At 62.1% G+C, this 16,625-nt stretch carries 16 protein-coding genes; 11 read left to right on the top strand and 5 right to left on the bottom strand.

Annotation, left to right across the window (positions count from 1 at the left end; genetic code table 11):
- Positions 1-50: 50 nt before the first annotated feature.
- Genes rpsF through rplI form a run of 4 tightly spaced genes read left to right on the top strand, consistent with a single transcriptional unit; the run spans position 51 to position 1,516 of the window.
- The gene (gene rpsF / locus HMPREF3036_RS09960) at positions 51-434 is read left to right on the top strand and encodes a 30S ribosomal protein S6 (protein ID WP_005433537.1); all 384 of its coding nucleotides are present in this window, start codon (positions 51-53) and stop codon (positions 432-434) included.
- 45 nt (positions 435-479) lie between these two features.
- A complete protein-coding gene (gene priB / locus HMPREF3036_RS09955) occupies positions 480-764 on the top strand; it encodes a primosomal replication protein N (RefSeq protein WP_005433539.1) in 285 nt (94 codons plus the stop codon).
- Positions 765-775: 11 nt separating this feature from the next.
- Positions 776-1,042, top strand: coding sequence for a 30S ribosomal protein S18 (gene rpsR / locus HMPREF3036_RS09950; protein WP_005433541.1), 267 nt, complete (start codon positions 776-778; stop codon positions 1,040-1,042).
- 21 nt (positions 1,043-1,063) lie between these two features.
- Positions 1,064-1,516, top strand: coding sequence for a 50S ribosomal protein L9 (rplI, locus tag HMPREF3036_RS09945; RefSeq protein WP_005433543.1), 453 nt, complete (start codon positions 1,064-1,066; stop codon positions 1,514-1,516).
- 358 nt (positions 1,517-1,874) lie between these two features.
- On the opposite strand, the gene HMPREF3036_RS09940 is transcribed toward rplI, so the two are convergent.
- The 3 genes from HMPREF3036_RS09940 to HMPREF3036_RS09930 all read right to left on the bottom strand — a co-directional run bounded on the left by HMPREF3036_RS09940 (position 1,875) and on the right by HMPREF3036_RS09930 (position 5,789).
- Positions 1,875-2,387 (bottom strand): DUF456 domain-containing protein, encoded by a 513-nt coding sequence (locus HMPREF3036_RS09940; RefSeq protein ID WP_062334150.1) that lies wholly within the window; start codon positions 2,385-2,387, stop codon positions 1,875-1,877.
- Between the two features lie 18 nt (positions 2,388-2,405).
- Positions 2,406-3,797 carry a replicative DNA helicase gene (dnaB, locus tag HMPREF3036_RS09935; protein WP_062334147.1) on the bottom strand — a complete coding sequence of 464 codons (1,392 nt, stop codon included), beginning with the start codon at positions 3,795-3,797 and terminating at the stop codon, positions 2,406-2,408.
- A gap of 213 nt (positions 3,798-4,010) precedes the next feature.
- Positions 4,011-5,789 carry a PhoH family protein gene (locus HMPREF3036_RS09930; RefSeq protein ID WP_062334144.1) on the bottom strand — a complete coding sequence of 593 codons (1,779 nt, stop codon included), beginning with the start codon at positions 5,787-5,789 and terminating at the stop codon, positions 4,011-4,013.
- 288 nt (positions 5,790-6,077) lie between these two features.
- Here HMPREF3036_RS09930 and thrC point away from each other — a divergent pair, with 288 nt between their 5' ends.
- From thrC to clpB, 7 genes are all read left to right on the top strand, one after another.
- Positions 6,078-7,514 carry a threonine synthase gene (thrC, locus tag HMPREF3036_RS09925; RefSeq protein WP_062334140.1) on the top strand — a complete coding sequence of 479 codons (1,437 nt, stop codon included), beginning with the start codon at positions 6,078-6,080 and terminating at the stop codon, positions 7,512-7,514.
- Positions 7,507-7,995: a molybdopterin-guanine dinucleotide biosynthesis protein B gene (mobB, locus tag HMPREF3036_RS09920; protein ID WP_005433456.1), complete on the top strand. Its 489-nt coding sequence runs from the start codon at positions 7,507-7,509 to the stop codon at positions 7,993-7,995. Before thrC ends, mobB begins: the two co-directional genes overlap by 8 nt.
- Positions 7,992-9,197: a molybdopterin molybdotransferase MoeA gene (glp, locus tag HMPREF3036_RS09915; protein ID WP_062334138.1), complete on the top strand. Its 1,206-nt coding sequence runs from the start codon at positions 7,992-7,994 to the stop codon at positions 9,195-9,197. The genes mobB and glp overlap by 4 nt, the downstream gene beginning before the upstream one ends.
- Before the next feature lie 53 nt (positions 9,198-9,250).
- Complete coding sequence (gene moaD / locus HMPREF3036_RS09910) at positions 9,251-9,508, top strand: molybdopterin converting factor subunit 1 (protein ID WP_005433454.1); 258 nt, start codon at positions 9,251-9,253, stop codon at positions 9,506-9,508.
- 2 nt (positions 9,509-9,510) lie between these two features.
- Complete coding sequence (gene moaE, locus HMPREF3036_RS09905) at positions 9,511-9,981, top strand: molybdopterin synthase catalytic subunit MoaE (protein WP_005433453.1); 471 nt, start codon at positions 9,511-9,513, stop codon at positions 9,979-9,981.
- Positions 9,978-10,370 (top strand): fluoride efflux transporter CrcB, encoded by a 393-nt coding sequence (crcB, locus tag HMPREF3036_RS09900; protein ID WP_062334135.1) that lies wholly within the window; start codon positions 9,978-9,980, stop codon positions 10,368-10,370. Before moaE ends, crcB begins: the two co-directional genes overlap by 4 nt.
- 236 nt (positions 10,371-10,606) lie before the next feature.
- Positions 10,607-13,201: an ATP-dependent chaperone ClpB gene (gene clpB / locus HMPREF3036_RS09895; RefSeq protein WP_062334132.1), complete on the top strand. Its 2,595-nt coding sequence runs from the start codon at positions 10,607-10,609 to the stop codon at positions 13,199-13,201.
- 350 nt (positions 13,202-13,551) lie between these two features.
- Here the strand turns inward: clpB and HMPREF3036_RS09890 are convergent, their stop codons facing one another.
- Both HMPREF3036_RS09890 and putP read right to left on the bottom strand, forming a co-directional pair.
- Complete coding sequence (locus HMPREF3036_RS09890) at positions 13,552-14,808, bottom strand: hypothetical protein (protein ID WP_062334129.1); 1,257 nt, start codon at positions 14,806-14,808, stop codon at positions 13,552-13,554.
- A gap of 191 nt (positions 14,809-14,999) precedes the next feature.
- Positions 15,000-16,484, bottom strand: coding sequence for a sodium/proline symporter PutP (putP, locus tag HMPREF3036_RS09885; RefSeq protein ID WP_005433449.1), 1,485 nt, complete (start codon positions 16,482-16,484; stop codon positions 15,000-15,002).
- Between the last annotated feature and the right edge of the window lie 141 nt (positions 16,485-16,625).

Genomic DNA, 16,625 nt, shown 5'->3' with positions numbered 1-16,625 from the left:
GCACCGGAGTAGACGCCCGGGCAGCTTTCATCCGCAAGGAGACAATAACAATGCGTCACTACGAACTTTGCATTCTCGTGCATCCTGATCAGAGCGAACAGGTTCCCGCCATGATCGAACGCCTCAAGACCCTTGTCGCCGAACAGAACGGCAAGATCGAACGCGTCGAAGACTGGGGCCGTCGTCAGCTCGCCTACCCGATCGAAAAGCTCGTCAAGGCTCACTATGTTCTCATGAACATCGAATGCGGCCATGAGACGATTGAAGAAATCGAAAACGGCTTCCGTTTCAACGACGCCATCCTGCGTCACCTCACCGTCAAGACGAAGCATGCCGAAACGGCTCCGTCCGTCATGATGAAGGCTGTTGAAAAGGAAGAAGCCAAGAAGGTCGCCGCTGCTGAAGCCGCTGCCGCCGAAGCTTCCGCCGAATAATTCAGTCTCGACTGAACAGATTTTTCTGTGCGATCTGAGATCTGAGTGAACCTCATCGAGATTTCCGGCACGTTGACTTCCAAGGAGGAAGTTCGATACACGCCGGCGGGCATTCCGGTTTTTGAGGGTGTCTTTCACCATCGATCCGAACTGACCGAAGCAAACAGGATCAGAAAACTCGAGTACGACTTCCCCGCCATCGCCTTCGGCGCTCTGGCCGAGAGCCTGAACAAGGCTCAGATGGGACAGGACGTGAACATCCGAGGCTTTCTGGCGCCGCGCTCGATGAAGAGTTCCAAACTGATCGTACACATCACCGAATTAAATTAAGGAGCTACAAAATGGCTTTCAAGGGTAAGGGCAAGCCCCGTCGCGCTAACCAGCAGAACTCTCTCTTCAAGCGCAAGAAGTTCTGCCGCTTTACGGCCGAAGGCGTTGAAACGATCGACTACAAGGACATCGACACGCTCAAGGACTTCATCCAGGAAAACGGCAAGATCATGCCGGCTCGTCTGACGGGCACGAAGGCTCACTATCAGCGTCAGCTGGACACCGCCATCAAGCGTGCCCGCTTCCTCGCTCTCCTCGCCTACACCGACAACCAGTAATCAGATTTAAGGAGATATCAAATGCAGGTTATTCTTCTCGAGAAGATTGCTCACGTTGGTGACCTCGGCGACGTCGTCAAGGTCAAGGATGGCTACGGCCGCAACTTCCTGATCCCGACCGGCCGTGCCAAGCGCGCCACGAAGGCTGCCATCGCCGAATTCGAAGCCCGTCGTGCCGAGCTCGAAGCCGCTCAGGCCGAACGTATCGCTGCCGCCCAGAAGATCGCCGACACGATCAACGAAGGCGAAATCGAAATTTCTTCCAAGTGCGGCGTTGACGGCCGTCTCTTCGGTTCCGTCACGAACGCTGACATCGCCGAAGCCATCGATGCCAAGTACGGTCTTCAGATCAAGAAGTCCCAGGTCCGCACGCCGCTTGGCGCCATCAAGGCTGTCGGCGACTACGTTATCACGATCGGTCTTCTCACCGACATCACGGCTGACGTCACGGTCCACGTTGTTGGCGAAGCCTAATTCGCTTCCGCTTCAACTGACTTGAAGTCAAAAAAAGGCCCGCAGTGTTGCGGGCCTTTTTGCCATTCAGGCGTCGGGAGAGCCATGCCTCAAACTTTCGTTTGAGTTAAGATGTTGCCAGATGCTCGCGTCTGCCTGCTGACGCCGTGCGGCCATTCGAGTTTCAGATCTGATGCTGGCTTGAGTTAAGATGTTGCCCCGCCCGCAGTACCCTGCAGCGCAGAGGAAAAGGAGCCAAGCAGTGGAGCATTTTTTCGAAAATGCCCCGCCTGTCGAAAAAAACAGCATTTTTTGCGTAATTTTGCAAAGCATGGCCTGGGCAAAAGGGAGTTGAGCTCGCGCTCAACTCTTTTTTTTATCAGACGAAGTACATCACGATCATCAGCCCGAGCATGGTGAATGCCAGAGCGATTTTGACGGCAGTTCCGACGACCATGCCGATCCAAGTCGCAACACCTACGCGCCCCGCGTGAAGATAATCTCGTTTGGCCCAGAACTCGCCGATGAATGCACCGACGAGCGGCATGATGAAGATGCCTACAAGACCGCCCATGAAGACACCGACGAAGGTACCAATGACCGAACCCCAGATGCCGTAGGAGCTGGCACCGGCCTTCTGTGCCCCGGCGGTCTGCGCCACAGTGTCGACGATGACGCCGATGATGGCAAGAACGGCGAGCGTCGCGATCGTGCCCCAGCCGATCAGTTCGAAACCGCCTGCCCATCCGATCAGGGCGCCTCCTGCGGCGATCAGCGGAAGTCCGGGAATGGCTGGGATGACGGTGCCGGCGAGGCCGGCGATGATCAGCGAAACGGCACTCAGCCAGCAGATGACGGCAAACCAGTCTATTTGTGCAAACCAGTCGAGCATTCGAAATTCCTCTTTAGGTTACTGTGCGCCTTCCCAATAGCCGACATCGCCTGCCCAGGGCTCGAAGCGGGTGTTGCCGCCGCGGAAGACCATGCGGAGCGTACCGATTGGACCGTTACGCTGCTTGGCGATGATGATCTCGGCAAGATTCTTGTCAGGAGTGTCCTTGTTGTAGACGACCTCGCGATAAATGAACATGATGACGTCGGCGTCCTGTTCGATTGCGCCGGATTCGCGAAGGTCGGACATGATCGGGCGCTTGTCGGCTCGCTGTTCAAGAGAGCGGTTGAGCTGCGAGAGCACGATGACCGGGCAGTGCAGCTCCTTTGCCAGCGCCTTGAGGCCGCGTGAAATTTCAGACAGTTCGGTCGAGCGGTTGTCGACGCCGGCACGGCCCGTCATCAGCTGAATGTAGTCGACGACGATGAGGCCGAGCGGGCCCGTCTGGTTGACCAGACGTCGAGCACGGCTCGAAAGCTCTGAGATCATCAGGGCGGGCGTGTCGTCGATGTAGATGGGCTTGTTTTCCAGACGATGGACGGCCTTCGAGAAGGCGTTCCATTCCTCGTCCTCGAGCTGCGCCTTCCTGAGCTTCTGGGCGTCGATGTTGGCGACGGAGCTGATCAGACGCTGGGCGAGCTGGTCGCCACCCATTTCGAGAGAGAAGACGGCGACGGGCAGTTCCTGACGTACGCCGACGTTTTCTGCAATGTTGATGGCGAACGAGGTCTTGCCCATTGAGGGACGGCCCGCGATGATGATCAGGTCGCCGCGCTGCAGACCCGCAAGCTCTCTGTCGAGATTGGGATAGCCCGTCGGCACACCCGTGACTTCCGAGCCCTGCTGGTTCTGGTAAAGATCGATGATCTTCTCGGAAACTTCTCGAACGAGCGTGGCCATGGGCTGGAAGCCGCGCTGGCCGCGAGAATTGCGTTCGTTGATCGCGAGCACGATGCGCTCGGCCTCATCGAGGATCTGCGCCGTTTCGCGTCCTTCGGGTTGCAGCGCGCATGTGACCATGTGGTCGCCCGCACTGATCAGCTGTCGCAGAACGGACTTGTCGTGAACGATTTCGGCGTAGCGGCGGATGTTGGCAGCGGAGGGCGTGTTGTTGACGAGTTCCGCAAGATACGCAAAGCCGCCCGTATCGGTGTCGAGGCCGGCATCGCGAAGCGACTCGGCGACGGTCAGCGAGTCGGCGGGACGGCCGCGCTGGATCATCGCGGCGATGTGCTCGTAGATGATCTTGTGGTCGCGGCGGTAGAAGTCATCGGGCTGAATGATGTCGACGATGCTGTCTAGAGCATTGTTGTCGATCATCAAGCCGCCCAGAATGGACTGTTCGCTGTTGATGCTCTGCGGAGGCCTACGCACGGCCTGCGCGGCGGGATCGTCAATCATGTCAGTCATGTGTTTGCTTCTTCCTCGTGTGTGAGCTCAATATCTTAGCTTCAATCACGCTTGAAAGTGAGGTCGGTCTTCGTCAAAAAACTGAGCATGTTTGCGACAGTCTGAAGATGAAGAAACAGCTTTCATTGTGCGAGAGACGTTGACGAGTTTTCCGGCCCTCCAGAAACGAAGAGGCGCACAATGCGCCTCTTCGTTGTTGTGGGGAAAACGTTGTCAGAGCACTTCAGTCGCGAAGTCCGCCAGACGCGAGCGTTCGCCGCGCGTGAGCGTGATCGTGGCTGCGTGCGGCCAGCCCTGGAAGCGTTCGACGACGTAGGTGAGGCCGGAGCTGCCTTCCGTCAGGTAGGGCGTATCGATCTGGGCGATGTTGCCCAGACAGACGATCTTCGTGCCGGGGCCCGCGCGCGTGATGAGGGTCTTCATCTGCTTCGGGCTCAGGTTCTGCGCCTCGTCGATGATGACGAACTTCTTGAGGAAGGTGCGTCCGCGCATGAAACTCATCGACTTGATGCGGATGCGGGCCTTGATGAGGTCGAGCGTCGCCTGCCGACCCCAGTCGCCGCCCGTGCTGTTTTCCGAGCGGTGAAGCACCTCGAGGTTGTCCTCGAGCGCTCCCATCCACGGCGCCATCTTCTCCTCTTCGGTGCCGGGCAGGAAGCCGATGTCCTCGCCGACGCTGACGGTCGCGCGCGTCACGATGATTTCGGAGAATCGGCGCTCGTCTACCGTCTGGGTGAGGGCGGCGGCAAGGGTCATCAGGGTCTTGCCCGTGCCCGCCTGGCCGAGCAGCGTGACGAAGTCGATCTCGGGATCGGTGAGCAGGTTGAGCGCCATGTTCTGTTCGGCGTTGCGCGCATGAATGCCCCAGACCTTGAGGCGGGTTCGGTAGTCGCGCAGCAGGCGGATCGTGACCGCGTCGGGCTCGACGCTCGTGACGATGGCCATGAAGTCGGGGTCGCCCTCGATCGTCAGACACATGTTGACGACGTAGCGGCCGGCCTCCTTCGTCTCGAAGCGGTAGTGCGTCGTGCCGTCGTCCTGCCAGGACTTGAGGGATTTGCCGACGGTCGTCCAGAAGTCGGAGGGCAGCGCCATGCGGCCCGAGTAGAGCATGTCGGTGTCGTCGAGCACCTTGTCGGAGAGATAGTCCTCCGCGGGAATGCCCAACGTCGTCGCCTTGATGCGCATGTTGATGTCCTTGCTCACCAGCACGACGGCCAGATCGGGGAAGGCGCCTTCAACGCCTTTGACGACCGCGAGGATGCGGTTGTCGCCCTTGAAGGTCGGCAGTGCGGCGGGAATCGGCACGTCGACGGCGTGGGTTTCAAAGAAGAGCCTGCCCGTCGCTTCCTTGTTGCCCAGAAGCGAGAGCGGCACGCCCTGTGTCAGATCGTGTCCGTTGAGCTCCATCAGCTGATCGAGGCTGCGACTCACCGAACGCGCGTTGCGTGCGACGTCGCTCGTGCCCTTCTTGTGGTTGTCGAGCTCTTCGAGCACGGTCATGGGCAGGAAGACGTCGTGCTCGGCGAAGCTGAAGATGCTCGTGGGATCGTGGATCAGCACGTTGGTGTCGAGCACGAAGAGCTTGCGCTTGTCGGCGGGCGTTGCGGCGCGTCCGCGGCGGTTGGAGTGCCTGGATTCGCGCACGTCGGACTCGGCGACTTCGGGGGCCGTCTGGGGCTTCACTGCGGTTGCGGCTTTTTTGACGGGGGGCTTCTTCACGGCGGGCTTCGCGGGCGTCTTCGCCGTCGATTTGGGGGCGGCAGTCTCCTGCGCGGTGACGGTCTTTTCGACAGTCTTCGTCGTTTCGGCGGGCGCGGCCTTCACGGTCTTCCTCGTCGTGCGGCGGGGCTTCGAAGCCGTCTCGGGAGCCTGCGACGGTTTGGCTGCGGCCTTGGGCGCAGCCTTTCCGGCGGGCTTGGTCAGATCGGCTTCGGGACCGTAGTCGGTCAGCACGTCCCCTCGCTTGGCGGGTCTTTTCGGAAGCGGCATGGCGTTTCTCTCTAATCTATTGTCAATGAAGTCATTGTAGAGGTTCGGTGGCCGGCGGGCGTCCCCCTTCTGTCTGAAGGTCGACAAGACTTACAATTACGATCGAGTGGACGGGTGTTTCGCGTGAGCATCTGCTCGAAAGCACCTATTTCGCTGTAGGTCAAATGCCTGGGTTCCGTAAAAAACCGTCTCTTTAAGTTTTCGGAGAATGATTTTCAGGTAGTATGGCTTTATCGTCATTTGCCTGATGAGTGACAGCGACTATTTCCCCCTTTTCAAGGAGGTTTAATGCAGTACATTTCCACCCGAGGCCTCGAATCGAGCTTCTCGTTCAGCGACATTCTCTTCGAGGGCTATGCCGAGGATGGCGGCCTCTACGTGCCTGCGGTGTTCCCGAAGGTCGACGCCCACACCCTGATGACGTGGCGCGGCCTCTCCTATGCCTCGCTCGCCTTCGAGGTCATCCGCCTCTTCGCCGAGGAGCTCCCGAAGGAGGATCTCTGGCAGATCTGCTCCGAAGCCTATCAGGCCGGCAACTTCGGCCACACCCGCGGTATGTTCACGGCCGAGGAGATCACGCCCGTGAAGTGGCTCCACGACCAGGTCGGCCTGCTCGAGCTTTCGAACGGTCCGACGCTTGCCTTCGACGACATTGCCCTGCAGTTCATGTCGAGGCTCTTCGACACGTCGTTCGCCCAGGGGCGCCCGCGCACGCTGCTCGGCGCCACGACGGGCGACATGGGGGCTGCGGCCGAGGCCGCGTTCGGCGGGCACAAGAACATCAAGGTCGTCATGCTTTCCCCGAAGGGCCGCATGAGCCAGTTCCAGGCGGCGCAGCTTTATTCCAATCAAGATCCGAACGTCGTCAACATCGAGGTCAACGGCACGTTCGACGAATGCCAGGACATCGTGCGCACGATCCTCGAGGATCGCGAGTACGCGAAGGCCCACGGCCTCGGCGCGATCAACTCCGTCCTCTGGGCCCGCATCGTGCCGCAGATCGTCTACTACTTCTACGGCTATCTGAGGGCCGTCGAACGCGTGGGCGAGGAGGTCGTCTTCGCGGTGCCGGGCGGCAACTTCGGCAATGCGTACGCGTGCTGGGTCGCCAAGAAGATGGGGCTTCCGATCATGCGCCTCATCGTCTGCACGAACGAAAACGACGCGATGGACGAGTTCCTTCGCACGGGTCGCTATGCGCCGAAGCCCTCGAGCGAGACGATCGCAACGTCCTCGCCCTCCACTGACATCTCGCGCGCCGCGAGCTTCGAGCGCTTCCTCTTCGACGTGCTCGGCCGCGACGGCGCCCGTGTTAGGGAGCTTGCCGAGGATCTGAAGACGAAGGGCGAATTCACGCTCACGGCCGAGGAATTCCGCAAGGTCCGCCTGTCGGGCGTCGTGTCGGGTTCCTCGAACCATCCGAATCGCCTCGAGATCATCGAGCAGATGCACCTCGAGTACGACACGTACGTCGACCCGCACACGGCCGACGCGCTCTTCTCGGGCATCTACCTCCATCCCGTCGGCGTCAAGACGCTCTGCGTCGAGACGGTTCAGGCCGTCAAGTTCCCGAGGATGGTCAGGCAGGCCACGGGCGTTGCCGTCGAGCCGCCCGAGGACATGGCCGACCTCTTCAGCCGTCCGCTGCGCAAGGTCCAGACGCCTGCGTGTGAAGCGGCGGTCCGAGAGGAGATCGAGAGGCTGACGGAGCGCCCTGATGCCTAAAACGGTCGGGTTCGTCGGCTTTTCCGAAAGCGGCAAGACGACCCTTGCGACCCGGGTTGCGGCGGAACTCACCCGCCGCGGTTTCCGGGTCGCGGCGCTTAAGGACGCGCACCACGGGTTCGACATGGACAAGCCCGGCAAGGACAGCTGGCGCTACAGGGAGGCGGGTGCCTCGCAGGTGATCGTGCGCAGCGACCGAAGATGGGCCATGCTCGTTGAAACGCCTGAACAGCCGTCGGTTGAAGAGCTGCTTGCCAGATTTTCGGATGTCGACGTCATCCTTGTGGAGGGGTTTAAAAACGAGGGCGCATTCCCTAAAATTGAAGTCCGACGCAGGGCGTGCGAGGCCAATCCGAGACTCTCGCTCATGCATGACGACGTGGTGGCCGTCGCCTCCGACTTCGAGGAGCCGGACGAAAGGGTGCCGCGGCTCGACATCAACGACCCTGCAGCCGTTGCAGATTTTGTTGTAAGCCTATGATCACCTACGCCGAAGCCCTGCGCCGCCTCATGGAGAAGGCGGTGCCCGTCGAGGGAATGGAAACCGTTCCGCTCCTCTATTCAACCCACCGCGTGCTCGCCGAAGACATCGTGAGCCCTATCGCCGTTCCCGGATGGGACAACTCCCAGATGGACGGCTACGCGGTCAGAGCGGCCGAGCTGGCTGAGGCGTCCGAAGATCATCCCGTCGTGCTGCCCGTTTCCGACCGCATTCCCGCCGGTCAGGTTGGCTCAAGGCTTGCGCAGGGCAGCGTCGCGCGCATCTTCACGGGCGCGCCGATGCCCGAGGGTGCCGACACGGTCGTGCCCCAGGAAAACGTCGAGGTGACGCCCGAGGGCGTCTGCTTCAAGTCCCCCGTGCGCGAGGGCGCATGGGTCCGCCGCCGCGGCTCCGACGTGCCTCAGGGCGACGTCGTGCTCAAGAAGGGCGCCCGCCTGACGCCCGCCGCGATCGGCATGGTCGCGTCCATCGGCCGCGCCTACGTCAAGGTTTACCGCCGTCTTCGAGTCGGCATCTTCTTTTCGGGCGACGAGCTCGTGCAACCGGGCGAACCCCTGCCGCCGGGTGGCATCTACAACTCGAACCGCTTCATGATCCGTAGCCTCCTTCAGGAGCTCGGCTGCGAGGCGCTCGACCTGGGCAGCGTGCCCGACACGCTTGAGGCCACGATCGAGGCTTTCGAGAGCGCGGCCGCCTCGGCCGACGTCATCCTGACGACGGGCGGCATGAGCGTGGGCGAAGAGGACCACATCAAGCCGGCGGTCGAAGCAGTCGGTTCGCTCAACGTCTGGCGCGTCCGTCTCAAGCCCGGCAAGCCCCTCGCGTTCGGCGAGGTGCGCGGCGTGCCCTTCATAGGCTGTCCGGGCAATCCCGTTGCGGGCTTCGTGGTCTTCCTGATGATGGCCAGACCCTACCTCCTGAGGACGATGGGCCTCACCGACATCGACGTAAAGCCCATGGCCGTGAGAGCCGACTTCGACTGGCTCAAGCCGGGCGACCGTCAGGAGTTTGTGCGCGTGCGCCGCAACGACGAGGGCGGGCTCGACCTCTATCACACGCAGAATTCGCAGGTGCTTTCCTCCTGCGCCTGGGCCGACGGTCTCGTCGACATTCCCGTGGGCGGCACCGTCCGCAAGGGCGACATGGTCAGCTACTACCCGTTCTGCCAGTTCTTCGCCTGAGAGTGGCTCGAAATGCGCAAACCTGAAACACAAGAAAGAGAGGACATAACAAAATGAAGATCCGCATCCTTTACTTTGCGCTTCTGCGCGACGCCCTCGGTCGTGCGCAGGAGGAGCTTGAGGTGCCTGAGGACGTGACGACGGTCGCAGGGCTTCGCGAGTGGCTTCGCGGCTGCGGCGAGCCGTATGCGACTGCGCTCGGCAATGCGCGCCGCGTGCGCGCGGCCGTCAATCAGGAGATGGCCGAGCCCGACGACGCCGTGAAGGCGGGCGACGAGGTCGCCTTCTTTCCGCCGGTGACCGGAGGCTGATCATGTCCCTGACGACCATTCGCGTGAGCGAGGCGGACTTCAATCCCGGCGAGGAGATCGAGAGGCTCATCGAGTCCTCTCCCGAAGCGGGCGGCGTGGCGAGCTTCGTGGGCGTGGTGAGAAACCGCAATGACGGCAACGACGTCACGCATCTCACGCTCGAGCACTATCCCGCGATGACCGAAAGGGCGCTCGCGGGCATCGTCGAGCGCGCAAGGGCACGCTGGGACGTCTGCGGCGTGACGGTCATCCACCGCGTGGGCGAGATGGCCGTGGGCGAGCACATCGTGCTCGTCGTCGTCACGAGCGCGCACCGCCGCGAGGCCTTCGAGGCCTGCGAATTCATCATGGACTGGCTCAAGACCGAGGCCCCCTTCTGGAAGAAGGAGAGGACGCCCGAGGGCGAGCGCTGGGTCGACGCGCGCGAGAGCGACGAAGAGGCCAGGCGTCGCTGGGGTGAGGCCGCACGATGACCAGGGACGGGCCGCTCTGGCTCGTGATCCTCGCCGTCGGTACGGGCGCCGGACTCGGCGCCGTCTGCCGATGGATGCTCTCCTATTTCCTCAATCCGCTCGCAGGATGGATGCCCTGGGGAACGCTCGCCTCCAATGCCGCGGGCGGCCTTCTGATCGGCGCCGCACTCGCCTGGACGAGCGCGAATCCCGAGCTGCCGCCCGCCGTACGGCTTTTCGTCATCACGGGCTTTCTCGGAGGTCTGACGACCTTCTCGACCTTTTCGGCTGAAGCCTTCTCGCTCATCACGTCGGGCGCCTTCATCAGGGCCGGCGTGCACATGGCCTCGCATTTGCTGCTGAGCCTGACGGGCACTTGGGCGGGCTGGACGGCCGTCCGCTCGCTCTGAGCACGGGAAGGCAGCCTGAACGCTCACGGCCCCGCCGGTCTTGCACCAGACGGGGTCGTTTCATTTCGGCTCTCCGAGAGTCTTGACGCCGGATAAACTCTGTAGCAACTTCAATGTTCAGATATCTTGAAATGTCCTGTTCTATCCCCATATAGGTAGGGACATCAGATGAGAATCCCGTGATCGCAGGCAGAGTCAATGCGGTCCCATGCAGGGGTTTTCGAAGGAACAAGAACATGCGTCAAGACAAGTTAACGACTAAATTCCAGGAAGCGTTGGGCGAGGCCCAGTCGCTCGCGCTTGCTCATGACAACCAGGTCATCGAGCCTGTGCACATTCTGGCGGCTGTGCTCGCCGACGGTGAAGGTTCGAGCAGGAGCCTTCTTGAACGTGCGGGCGTGAACGTCCAGAGCCTGACGCGCGAAGTGAACGCGGCCGTCGAGCGCCTGCCGAAGGTTTCGGGCACGGGCGGCGACGTGCAGATCTCGCGCGACCTCATGAACCTCCTCAACCTCACGGAGAAGGAGGCGATGAAGCGCGGCGACGAGTTCATCTCGACGGAAATGCTGCTTCTCGCCCTCACGGAGGACAGGAGCGAGGCGGGCCGTCTTGCGAAGAATGCAGGGCTGACTCGCGCTGCCATTGAAGCGGCGGTCGAAACCGTCCGCGGCGGCGACAAGGCCGACAACCCCGATGCGGAAAGCCAGCGCGAGGCGCTCAAGAAATACACGGTCGACCTGACCGAGCGCGCCCGTCAGGGCAAGCTTGATCCCGTGATCGGTCGTGACGACGAGATCCGCCGCACGATGCAGATCCTGCAGCGCAGGAGCAAGAACAACCCCGTCCTGATCGGCGAGCCCGGCGTGGGCAAGACGGCCGTGGTCGAGGGTCTGGCGCAGCGCATCGTCAACAACGAGGTGCCCGACAGCCTTCGCGGCAAGCGCATTCTCTCGCTCGACATGGCGGGCCTGATTGCGGGTGCGAAGTACCGCGGCGAGTTCGAGGAGCGTCTCAAGAAGCTTCTGAAGGAAGTGACGGCCGAGTCCGGCAGGATCATCCTCTTCATCGACGAGCTGCACACCGTGGTGGGTGCCGGCAAGACGGAAGGCTCGATGGATGCGGGCAATATGCTCAAGCCCGCGCTCTCGCGCGGCGAGCTGCACGTGATCGGCGCGACCACTCTTGACGAGTACCGCAAGTACGTCGAGAAGGATGCCGCCCTCGAGCGCCGCTTCCAGAAGGTGTTGGTCGACGAACCGAGCGTCGAGGACACGATCGCCATTCTGCGCGGCCTGCAGGAACGCTATGAGGCGCATCATGGCGTCGAGATCACCGACCCAGCCATCGTGGCCGCGGCCGAACTTTCGCACCGCTACATCACCGACCGCTTCCTGCCCGACAAGGCCATCGATCTGATCGACGAGGCCGCGGCCCGCGTGAAGATGGAGATCGATTCCAAGCCCGAGGCTCTCGACAAGCTTGACCGCCGCCTGATCCAGCTCAAGATCGAGCGCGAGGCCATGAAGAAGGAGACCGACGACGCCTCGAAGAAGCGTCTGCAGGCGATTGAGGACGAGATCGACAAGCTCTCCCGCGAGTATGCCGACCTTGAGGAGGTCTGGAAGAAGGAGAAGAGCGAGGCGCTCGGCGCCAAGAGCGTCCGCGACGAGATCGACCGCACGCGTCACCAGATGGAGGAGTACCGCCGCACGGCCCAGTACGAAAAGCTCGCCGAGCTTCAGTACGCCGTTCTGCCCAAGCTTGAGGAACGCCTGAAGAAGGCCGAGAAGGCCGAAGCGGGCGATGCGCCCAAGCCGAAGCTTCTCAGAACCACCGTGGGTGCCGAGGAAATCGCCGAAGTCGTCAGTCGCGCAACGGGCATTCCCGTCGCGAAGATGATGGAGGGCGAGCGCCAGAAGCTCCTGCACATGAAGGATGCGCTCGAGGAGCGCGTCGTGGGGCAGGACGAAGCCGTCAAGCGCGTGGCCGAGACGATTCTGAGAAGCCGTGCAGGGCTTTCGGATCCGAACCGTCCATACGGCAGCTTCCTCTTCCTCGGCCCGACGGGCGTCGGCAAGACCGAGCTCACGAAGGCGCTCGCGCAGTTCCTCTTCGACACGGAGGATGCGCTCGTGCGCATCGACATGAGCGAGTTCATGGAAAAGCACAGCGTCGCCCGCCTGATCGGCGCGCCTCCGGGATACGTGGGTTACGAGGAAGGCGGCTACCTGACGGAGGCCGTTCGCCGTCATCCCTACAGCGTGATTCTTCTTGACGAAGTCGAGAAGGCTCATCCCGATGTCTTCAACGTCCTGCTGCAGGTGCTTGACGACGGCCGCATGACCGACGGCCAGGGCCGCACGGTGGACTTCAAGAACACCGTGATCGTCATGACCTCGAATCTGGGCTCCTCCGAGATTCAGGAGATGATCGGCGAGTCGAGGGAGGGCGTGAAGAATGCCGTGATGACCGAGGTGCGCGAGCACTTCCGTCCGGAGTTCATCAACCGCATCGACGAGATCGTGATTTTCAACTCGCTCGGCAGCGAGGCCATCCGTCGCATCGCCGCGATCCAGCTCAAGAGCCTGCAGGCCCGCGTGGCCGCCCAGGACGTGACGCTCGAGGTGACCGACGAGGCCATGGCGGAACTCGCCGAAGTGGGCTTCGATCCGCATTACGGCGCACGTCCGCTCAAGCGCGCGATCCAGGACCACATCGAGAATCGTCTTGCGATGGTCATGCTCGAGGGTTCCGCAGGTCCCGGCGACACGATCCGCGTGGGCGCGAAGGACGGCAGGTTCACGTTCGACGTGGAGAAGGCCGCTCAGTGACGCTGAGGTGCTCGGATCCGTCCGACTCGTGAGCTGCTCATGACGAAAGGGGCTTCGCCGGCAACGGCGAAGCCCCTTCGCAGTGTGTGCGTCGCGATGCGCAATGAGGCAGCTGCATGAGGGGAGTGAGCGTGTCCTTGCCCGAGGAGGTCTCACGGACATCGCCCCAACAGGGCGATGGAGTAAAGCTTGCCGTGAGAAGTCAGCAGAGGCCATGGTGCCAAGCAGGAGGGTGCTCGGGTTGGCAATACATGGTCAGCTCCATGTTTGCAAGTGCAGGGGGAGGGTTTTCGTGAAAAAGACGGTCTCGCGCAGGAAGCGCAGGGCCGTCTTTTTGCATGTGCCGCGCGTCAGTTGAGGAAGTGTGCGGGCATGACGGGGGCGAAGTTTGGGTTGAGCGGCATGGAGACGCCGCGGGCGTTCACGTAGATGCGGCCGCCCTCGTCCTCGTATTCATAGTAGCGGGGCTCTTCGTGGATGACGACGTCGGTGAGGCCGAGCATGTTGAAGAAGCGTTCGAAGTTGGTGGCGTATGTGTTGAGGTCGACGCCCGTGTCCTGGAAGGAGATGCAGTCGCCCGAGAAGGGCTGGTCGCGGGAGGTCTCCATGGAGAGTGCAATGCGGATTTCGGAGGCGTAGATCTTGGCCGCGTCGGGACGCGAGCAGAAGATGGCGATCGAGGCGCAGAATTGGTCGGGCTCGCAATCCGCCGTCTGCACGGCATTTGTAAGGAGCGGGTAGATGCGGAAGGGCGAGAGCTGCTGCTCGAAGAAGTCGAGTCCCTTGACGAGGGGCATGGGTTCCGTGAAGATCGTCTGGCAGGACGCGATGTTGGACTTGAGGGCCTCCTGCATGTCGAACGCAAACGGATTCTTGAGGATCTGGTTGGGATCGAAGTGGCCGCTGACGCAGAACTCGGGGTGGCGCGTGGTGTCCCACCAGCGGTAGGGATGCACGACGGCGAGCTCGCCCGCAGGCACGGTTACGGTGATGACGAGGTGGCGCAGGTAGAGGCCGTAGATGCGTTCGTTCTCAAGCGCGGCGATGGGGTCATCCTCGCCTTCTGGTACGTCGAGGTGTTCCTTGGTGTAGAGGGTTCCCTTGCATTCGGCCATCGCACGCGTGAGCCTGCCCGCCGTCTCGGTATCGTTGGCGGGCCCTTGGTTGCTGCGGAGCATTTCATGGAAGATCGTGATCTTGGCCTTCGGGTTGATGTAGTGCTTCTTGAGGATCTCGACAACCTTGTCGGCGGTTTCCTGCGAGAGCGTGACGTTGGGGCAGGCGGTCTTGAAGAACGTGCTCATCATCAGGCCGACCATCAGCATCGATGTGGACTCGGTCGGGGTCTTGTATTCGTACTTCACCTCGGAGAGCATGCCGTAGAAGTTCCCGCGGGCCTCGTTGGCGACGGAAGGATGCTGGGCCTCGATCTTGTCGAAGACTTCGTTGGCCATGATGTAGAAGTCGTCGGAGAGCGGCTTCTCGAGGATCGTGCGCAGACGCTGCTCGAGGATGTCACGGTCGGCGAGGGTCGTATAGGCCGTCAGGCGGTTGAGGATGAAGCTGAGTTCGCGGCGCTGGGCCGCAAGATGTGAAGAGCGTGCCATGAATGAAGGTCATGCGGCAGCCGGTTGCGGGCGCCGCGGAAAGCGGGATGGGGACGGCCGCTGCGGCGGCTTCCCCGAAAAGCGTTGTGCAGGAGATTCTAACGGATTTGGCCTGCACGGACTGCATTCGGGTCGGATGTGAAAAGAGGAGCGCGAGGCTCCTCTTTTCAATCGTGGCAGGCCTGAAGCGGTCAGGCGGGATTGCGCACGGCGGCCTGGACTTCGTCGAAGGTCTTCGCGATGCTCTTGGAGGGAGCCTTGTCGAGAAGGCTCACGACGACGATGGCGATGAGGGCGAAGACGAAGCCCGGAAGGATTTCGTAGAGGCCGAGCCAGGCGTAGTGGTTCCAGACGAGGACCGTGACGGCGCCGGTGATCATGCCCGCGAGCGCGCCGTTGCGCGTCATGCGGCGCCACCAGAGCGACATGATGATGACGGGGCCGAAGGCCGCGCCGAAGCCCGCCCAGGCGTAGGAGACGAGGGAGAGCACGAGGCTGTTGGGGTCGCGGGCGAGCCAGACGGCGACGACCGAGACGAGGAGCACCATGCTGCGGCCGAACCAGACGAGTTCGCGCTGGGAGGCGTTGCGGCGGATGAACGTGCGGTAGAAGTCCTCGGTGAGAGTCGACGAGCACACGAGCAGCTGGCAGGAGAGCGTGGACATGACGGCCGCGAGAATGGCGGACATTAGGATGCCGGCGATCCAGGGATTGAAGAGAAGGCCCGAGAGGACGATGAAGACGCGCTCGTGGTTCTGTTCGACGAGGGAGGCGACGTCGCGGTGCTCTGCGAAGAAGGCCGCGCCGAAGAAGCCGACGGCGACGGCGCCCGAGAGGCAGAAGCTCATCCAGAGGGTGGCGACGCGGCGGGCGTTCGGGATCACCTTGATGGAGCGGGTGGCCATGAAGCGCACGAGGATGTGCGGCTGGCCGAAGTAGCCCAGACCCCAGGCGAGAAGGCTGACGATGCCCACGAGGGTGTGGCCCTCGAGGATGTTGAGCATCTTGATGTCGACGCTCGCGACGCACTCGGTGGCGGCGGTGAAGCCGCCGAGGTCGTACATGACGGCGATCGGCGTCACGATCAGGGCGAGGCACATGAGGAGAGCCTGAATCGTGTCGGTCCAGGAGACGGCGAGGAAGCCGCCCACGAAGACGTAGCAGATCGTGGCGGCGGCGCCCAGAATGAGGGCCGTCTCATAGGACATGCTGAAGGTGTTCTCGAAGAGGCGGGCGCCCGCGACCACGCCCGAGGCGCAGTAGATCGTGAAGAAGAGCAGGATCACGACGGCGGCGATGATGCGCAGCAGGTTTTGCTTGTCCTCGAAGCGGTGAGAGAAGTAGTCGGGGAGCGTGAGCGCGTTGTGGGTCTTCTCCGTGTAGACGCGCAGGCGGGAGGCGACGACGCACCAGTTGATGTAGGAGCCGAGGACGAGGCCGATGCCGATCCACGACTGGGAGATGCCGGCGAGGTAGACGGCGCCGGGGAGGCCCATCAGAAGCCAGCCGGACATGTCGGAGGCGCCGACCGAAAGGGCCGTCACGAAGCCGCCGAGGCTACGTCCGCCGAGAATGTAGTCGCCGTAGCTGCGGGTGTGGTAGTAGGCGTAGAAGCCGACGCACACCATGACGAGCAGATAGCCGACGAAGGTGATCGCAGTGGGATTGCTGAACATAAGGGGGACCCTTTCTTATATTGATTGTTCGCCGGGCGGGGGCGCGGCGGGCGCGTCATCGAGAAGGGGCCTGGCAGGGTGAAGAAAACGGGCGCAAAAAAAGCGCGGCCTGGCCGCCGGATGACCGAAGACTTGTGTTCG

Source organism: Sutterella sp. KLE1602, from assembly GCF_001578585.1.
GTDB lineage: Bacteria > Pseudomonadota > Gammaproteobacteria > Burkholderiales > Burkholderiaceae_F > Sutterella > Sutterella wadsworthensis_A.
Note: the sequence above shows the minus strand (reverse complement) of the source record. Positions and strands in the feature narration are given on the sequence as shown.

Bases quoted from the DNA above. Each gene is read 5' to 3' on its own strand.
- HMPREF3036_RS09890 (WP_062334129.1), bottom strand. From the start codon at position 14,808: ATGGCACGCTCTTCACATCTTGCGGCCCAGCGCCGCGAACTCAGCTTC.
- dnaB (WP_062334147.1), bottom strand. From the start codon at position 3,797: ATGACTGACATGATTGACGATCCCGCCGCGCAGGCCGTGCGTAGGCCT.
- rplI (WP_005433543.1), top strand. From the start codon at position 1,064: ATGCAGGTTATTCTTCTCGAGAAGATTGCTCACGTTGGTGACCTCGGC.
- crcB (WP_062334135.1), top strand. From the start codon at position 9,978: ATGACCAGGGACGGGCCGCTCTGGCTCGTGATCCTCGCCGTCGGTACG.
- HMPREF3036_RS09930 (WP_062334144.1), bottom strand. From the start codon at position 5,789: ATGCCGCTTCCGAAAAGACCCGCCAAGCGAGGGGACGTGCTGACCGAC.
- HMPREF3036_RS09940 (WP_062334150.1), bottom strand. From the start codon at position 2,387: ATGCTCGACTGGTTTGCACAAATAGACTGGTTTGCCGTCATCTGCTGG.
- thrC (WP_062334140.1), top strand. From the start codon at position 6,078: ATGCAGTACATTTCCACCCGAGGCCTCGAATCGAGCTTCTCGTTCAGC.
- glp (WP_062334138.1), top strand. From the start codon at position 7,992: ATGATCACCTACGCCGAAGCCCTGCGCCGCCTCATGGAGAAGGCGGTG.
- moaE (WP_005433453.1), top strand. From the start codon at position 9,511: ATGTCCCTGACGACCATTCGCGTGAGCGAGGCGGACTTCAATCCCGGC.
- rpsR (WP_005433541.1), top strand. From the start codon at position 776: ATGGCTTTCAAGGGTAAGGGCAAGCCCCGTCGCGCTAACCAGCAGAAC.
- mobB (WP_005433456.1), top strand. From the start codon at position 7,507: ATGCCTAAAACGGTCGGGTTCGTCGGCTTTTCCGAAAGCGGCAAGACG.
- rpsF (WP_005433537.1), top strand. From the start codon at position 51: ATGCGTCACTACGAACTTTGCATTCTCGTGCATCCTGATCAGAGCGAA.
- moaD (WP_005433454.1), top strand. From the start codon at position 9,251: ATGAAGATCCGCATCCTTTACTTTGCGCTTCTGCGCGACGCCCTCGGT.
- clpB (WP_062334132.1), top strand. From the start codon at position 10,607: ATGCGTCAAGACAAGTTAACGACTAAATTCCAGGAAGCGTTGGGCGAG.
- putP (WP_005433449.1), bottom strand. From the start codon at position 16,484: ATGTTCAGCAATCCCACTGCGATCACCTTCGTCGGCTATCTGCTCGTC.